8 protein-coding genes are annotated in these 4,542 nt (G+C 73.6%); 2 read left to right on the forward strand and 6 right to left on the reverse strand.

The features are described 5' to 3' along the window. Positions 1-189: 189 nt before the first annotated feature. Together G3573_RS20220 and G3573_RS20225 are read right to left on the reverse strand one after the other, a co-directional pair. Complete coding sequence (locus G3573_RS20220) at positions 190-666, reverse strand: hypothetical protein (protein WP_163263470.1); 477 nt, start codon at positions 664-666, stop codon at positions 190-192. 29 nt (positions 667-695) lie between these two features. Continuing rightward, complete coding sequence (locus tag G3573_RS20225) at positions 696-1,769, reverse strand: ATP-binding protein (RefSeq protein ID WP_163263471.1); 1,074 nt, start codon at positions 1,767-1,769, stop codon at positions 696-698. A gap of 113 nt (positions 1,770-1,882) precedes the next feature. On the opposite strand from G3573_RS20225, the gene G3573_RS20230 reads away from it, so the two are divergent. Continuing rightward, entirely contained in the window at positions 1,883-2,287 is a 405-nt protein-coding gene (locus G3573_RS20230) for a hypothetical protein (RefSeq protein ID WP_205598396.1), read from the forward strand. Positions 2,288-2,325: 38 nt separating this feature from the next. Here G3573_RS20230 and G3573_RS20235 read toward each other — a convergent pair whose 3' ends face one another. From G3573_RS20235 to G3573_RS20250, 4 genes are all read right to left on the reverse strand, one after another. Next, the gene (locus G3573_RS20235; protein WP_163263472.1) at positions 2,326-2,742 is read right to left on the reverse strand and encodes a hypothetical protein; all 417 of its coding nucleotides are present in this window, start codon (positions 2,740-2,742) and stop codon (positions 2,326-2,328) included. A 152-nt stretch (positions 2,743-2,894) separates the two neighbouring features. Then, on the reverse strand, positions 2,895-3,152 hold the full coding sequence (locus G3573_RS20240; RefSeq protein ID WP_163263473.1) for a hypothetical protein: 258 nt from the start codon (positions 3,150-3,152) through the stop codon (positions 2,895-2,897). An 8-nt stretch (positions 3,153-3,160) separates the two neighbouring features. Continuing rightward, complete coding sequence (locus G3573_RS20245; protein WP_205598397.1) at positions 3,161-3,478, reverse strand: helix-turn-helix domain-containing protein; 318 nt, start codon at positions 3,476-3,478, stop codon at positions 3,161-3,163. Between the two features lie 92 nt (positions 3,479-3,570). Further along, positions 3,571-4,050, reverse strand: coding sequence for a hypothetical protein (locus G3573_RS20250; protein WP_163263474.1), 480 nt, complete (start codon positions 4,048-4,050; stop codon positions 3,571-3,573). Between the two features lie 60 nt (positions 4,051-4,110). On the opposite strand from G3573_RS20250, the gene G3573_RS20255 reads away from it, so the two are divergent. After that, the coding region (locus tag G3573_RS20255) for a hypothetical protein (protein ID WP_163263475.1) at positions 4,111-4,542 on the forward strand (432 nt) is incomplete at its 3' end.

The raw sequence follows: 4,542 nt of genomic DNA on the forward strand, positions 1-4,542 counted from the left end.
CCGGCGGGCTCGCGCCCGTCCCGGAAGCGGGTGGGGTGAGGCTAAATCCTCCCCCCCCTCAGGGGGAGGGGGACCGCCGAAGGCGGTGGAGGGGGCTCGCCCAGGCGCGACGGCAGCCGCGCGCTCCGCTGGAGCCCCCCACGGCGGCTTTGCCGCCTGCTCCCCCCAGAGGGGGGAGATCTTACAGTCTCAACACGTCGGAACCGGCAGGCCGTCGTCCTTGCGCGGCGGCTGGGGCGGCAGCTCCACCTCGATCAGGGCGCGGCCGCTGCGGGCGACGCCGTCCGCGCCGGTGCGGGTCTCGGCCCCGTCGGGCGCGACGCCGACGACGGTCGGGTCGGGCAGCGTGCCGCCCATCAGCATGACGGCGTCGGTGATCGACCGCTGGCGCGCCGTGGCCAGGGCCTTGTCCTGGGCCGTCCAGGTCGCCGCATCGCGCGAGCCCGGCCGGTCGGCGAAGGTTCGCAGCTTCAGCCAGGGCATCGGGCTGATCGCGCGGGCCTGGCCCAGGAAGGCGGCCAGCTCTTCGCGGTCGACCGCGTCGAGCTCGGCCGAGCCCTCGGCGAATTCGATCACGGCGCTGGGCGCGATGGTCGTGCAGGCCTGGGCCGCCCCGGCCAGCGCCAGGGCCGCGAGGGTCCCGCCCACCAATTGAATCGCGCGCATGCCGTCGCCCCGTCTGTCCCGGGGAGAGGCTAGCGGTCGGCGGCGTCCTGCGCCAGCGGGCTCGCCGCGGGGATCGGGAAGGCGACGGTGGCGACCGTGCCGACCGGGCCGTTGCGGCGGTCGAAGCTGCCGCCCAGCTGGGCGGCGAGGCCCTGGACGATCTTCGTGCCCATGCCGGAGCCGCGGACCGCGCCGTCGCCCAGGCCCACGCCGTCGTCGGCCACGGTCAGGGTGCAGCCGCCGTGGTCGGCCTCCAGGCGGATCTCGACCGCGCCCTCGCCCTTGGGAAAGGCGTACTTGGCGGCGTTGGTGACCAGCTCGTTGACGATCAGCCCCACGGCGGTGGCGGCGTCGAGCGGCAGGGGGAGGCGGTCGGCCTCGACGCCGACGCGCAGGCGCGCCACGCCCAGCGGCATGGCCTCCAGGTCCCGGCCCAGCGCGGTCAGGAAGTCGGCGCTGTCGACCACGATCTCGTCGCCGGCCTGGCTGAGCCGCGCGTGCACCCGGCCCAGCACGCGCACCTGGTTGGCCGCCGCGGTCAGGGCGTCGGCGGCCTGAGGATCGCGCCGGGCCGCCAGGGCCAGGCTGCCGGCCAGGGCGGCCAGATCGTTGCGCACCCGGTGGCCCAGTTCGTCGAGCAGCCGCTGCTTCTGGCGCTCGGAGGCGGCCAGGTCCTCGACGCTGCGGGTCAGGGCCCGCTCGCGCTCGACCGCGGCCGTCGCGGCGCCGTGCAGGGCGTCCAGCACCAGGGCGCAGGCCGCGCCGGTGAGGGCGAAAGTCGTCACCGCGAAGACCTGCTCGCGGAGGATGGCGAAGCTCTGCAACGGCGGCACGAACCGCAGGGCCAGGACGACGCTCACCACCGTGGCCAGCAGGCCGGCCCCGCGGCCGAACAGGAAGCCGCACAGGATGATCGCCGGAAAGAACAGCAGGAAAGGGTGGCCCAGCAGCGGGGCGCGCAGGACGTAGTGGACGAGGGCCGTGGCGACCACGATGCCGATGGTGGCGAGGTTGCGCAGCCACGCCGGCGCGTCGTAGGCGCGCCGCGCCTGACGCAACGCCGCGGTGACCACCTGGATAGCGCGGCGATTGGAACGGCTCATCGAGGTCTCGGCGCCGACCGCTGGAGAACGAGCGCCTCGGGGGCGGGGTTTCAGGCGCGGCGGAACAGCGCCCCGTCTCGCCCGTTTTCGCGCCACCCAAAGGAGGAACATCCATGCGCACCGTCGCTGTCGTCGCCGCCTTCGCCGGCCTGGCTCTGCTGGCCGCCTGCGGCAAGCCGTCGGAGAAGCCCGGCAACCCGGCCGTCGACACCACCCCGACCGCCGACACCGGCACCGCCGCCGGCGCCAACTCGTTCACCGAGGCCCAGGCCCGCGGCGCGATCGAGAAGGCCGGCTACACCGACGTCACCGAGCTGGTGCAGAACGATCAGGGCGTGTGGGCCGGCAAGGCCATGAAGGGCGGCAAGAGCGTGCCGGTGTCGATCGACTACCGCGGCTCGGTGGTGGAGAGCGCCGGCGCGCCGACCAACGACCTCGGCGCCGGCGGCCCGACGCCTCCGGGGCAGGCCGGCGAGCCCGCCGTGACCGCCCCGGCCCCTGAACCGGCCAAGAAGTAAGCAAGCGGACCGGCCCGCGGCGTCCGCGGGCCGGGACCTCAGGCGGTCTGCCGACGCGGGACCCAGCGTTCGCCCGCGCCGCCCAGGTACTGGCGGGCGACGTAGCCCCACGGGATGACCGCGACGATCAGCACGACCACCAGGCACTCCCAGGTGGTCGCCAGCACGTCGGCGTCCATCTGGCCCGAGCGCCAGGCGGGCAGGGCCACGACGCTCAGCCAGATCGCCTTCCAGGCCACCTCGAACAGCAGCAGCGGCAGCATCTTCAGCGGATGGCGCAGGCCCAGCAGCGCCAGCACCGGCAGGGCCGCCAGCATGCACTTCACCACGCCCTGGCTCAGGGTCCACGGCTCGTGGTTCAGGACCTGCGGCCAGACCGCCAGGCCCAGGCCCACGACCAGCAGCAGGTATCCGGCTCTCAACGCGTACAGGCGAAACAGCGAGACTTCGGCCATGGCCGGGGCTCCTTCCTTTGCGAAAGTCGCGCAGCCGACCGCAGGCCCCGACGACGAGGTCGGGACCCAGATGCGTCTGCAGCGTGGGTGGGTTTCATCTGCGCCCCGGCTTTCGCCGGGGCGTACGCACCTCGGGGACGGACCCGAGGGGACTATTCGACGTCCTTCAGGACCTTCTCGATGGCCGCCAGGCGGGTGCGCGCGTCGGCCAGGGCGGTCTCGATGCCGGCCAGAGCGCGGGCGCTCTCGGCTTGGGCGGCCTGCGACTGGGCGGCCAGCTGCCGGTAGGCCTCGTCGTTGGCGAACCGGGCCCGCGCCTGCAGCACGGCCGAGCCGTAACGCATGGCGAAGATCAGCAGGAAGGTGAGCAACGGCAGGCAGATGGTCAGGAAATAGACGCTCTCGGACATGGCCTTCTCTACTTCTCGGGTTTGACCGTCAGGGACGCGGCCGCCTCGGCGATCGCGGCCGGCGTGAGCTCGAGGGCGAAGTCGGCGACCTCGAAATAGTTGAGCGCCTTGCCGTCGGCCGACAGCTCCAGCCGGCTGGTGACCAGGCCGGCTTCCTCCAGCTTCTGCAGGTGCAGGTGCAGAAGCGGGCGGCTGATGCCGATCTCGCGCGCCAGCCGGCTGACATAGTCGCGACCGCCCGCGCTCAGCGCCGCCAGGATCCGCAGCCGGTGCGGATTGGCGAGGGCCGAAAGCATGGTCAGCAACTGGTCTCCGGTCGGGCTCACGCAGGCGTCCTTTTCATGTGTCAGAAATATCTGACACGTGTCTGGAGTCAAGCCGCGGTGAAGCTGGCGGGCTCACGGTCGTGAAAAGGGGCCTAGGCGGCCTTGGCGCGCGCCTTGTCGATGGCGGCCAGCACCTCGTCGCGGGCCTGGGCGCGCTTGGCCCAGGCGGGCAGGCGGGAGAACACCGAGGCGTTGCGCGGGCCGTCCTCGGTGAAGGTCTCGGTGCGCACCCGGTCGGCCAGGTAGGCGCGCACGTAGTCCAGGTGCTCGAGGTTATAGAACTTGAGCTCGCCGTGGCGGGTGGGGGCGACCAGGCGCAGCGGCAGGCCCATGCTCGGCTTCGAGATCTGTGACGCCGGCTGCTCGCGCACCGCCGAACACTTCGAGCAGGTCATCCGCCGGGCGCCGAAGCTCACGCGATGAAAGCGGTCCTCGGCCGCAGGCTCGGTCACCCGCACGCTGGCGCAGGCGCCGCAGGCGGGACAGTCCACCAGAATGGGATCCTGGAACTCCCAGGCCGCGCGGGCGGGATGGGCGTGGGCGCGTTCGTCGGGGCGGGCGGGGCGTGACACGCGCGAAGGCTAGCGAGGCGCGCGCGCCGGCGCCACTGTGCGCGAAACGGGGGACCTTCCATGGCGCTGATCGCGGTGCTGCTGGCGGCGGCCGGCCTGGCGCACGGGGCGGAGGCGGCGCCGGTGCGCGCGGACCTGGACCGGGGCTACTGGGCGGTGCAGGACCTCGGCCGCTGCATGGCCGAGCTGCCCGACGGCGAGGCGCGCTACGAGACGGCCATGAGCCGCTTCTGGGAAGCCTACGAACGGGCCGAGGGGCTGTACGGCTCCGATCCGGACCAGCGGACCGCGCCCGACGCGGCGTCCCAACCCGCCTGCGACGCGGGCCTCGCGGCGGCCTCGGAGGCGCGGGCGAGCGACGCCTTCGCCGCGGTCGAAGCGCGGCTGTCGGCGGCGGAGGCGCGGATGGCGCGAGGGCTGTGGGCGGGGACCTACCCGCTGTGCGCCGACACCGTCGAGACGGCCGAGCGGTTGCGCCGCAAGGGCGAAGGG

The sequence above is a fragment of the Caulobacter sp. 17J65-9 genome (assembly GCF_010975005.1).
In the GTDB taxonomy this organism is placed as follows: domain Bacteria; phylum Pseudomonadota; class Alphaproteobacteria; order Caulobacterales; family Caulobacteraceae; genus 17J80-11.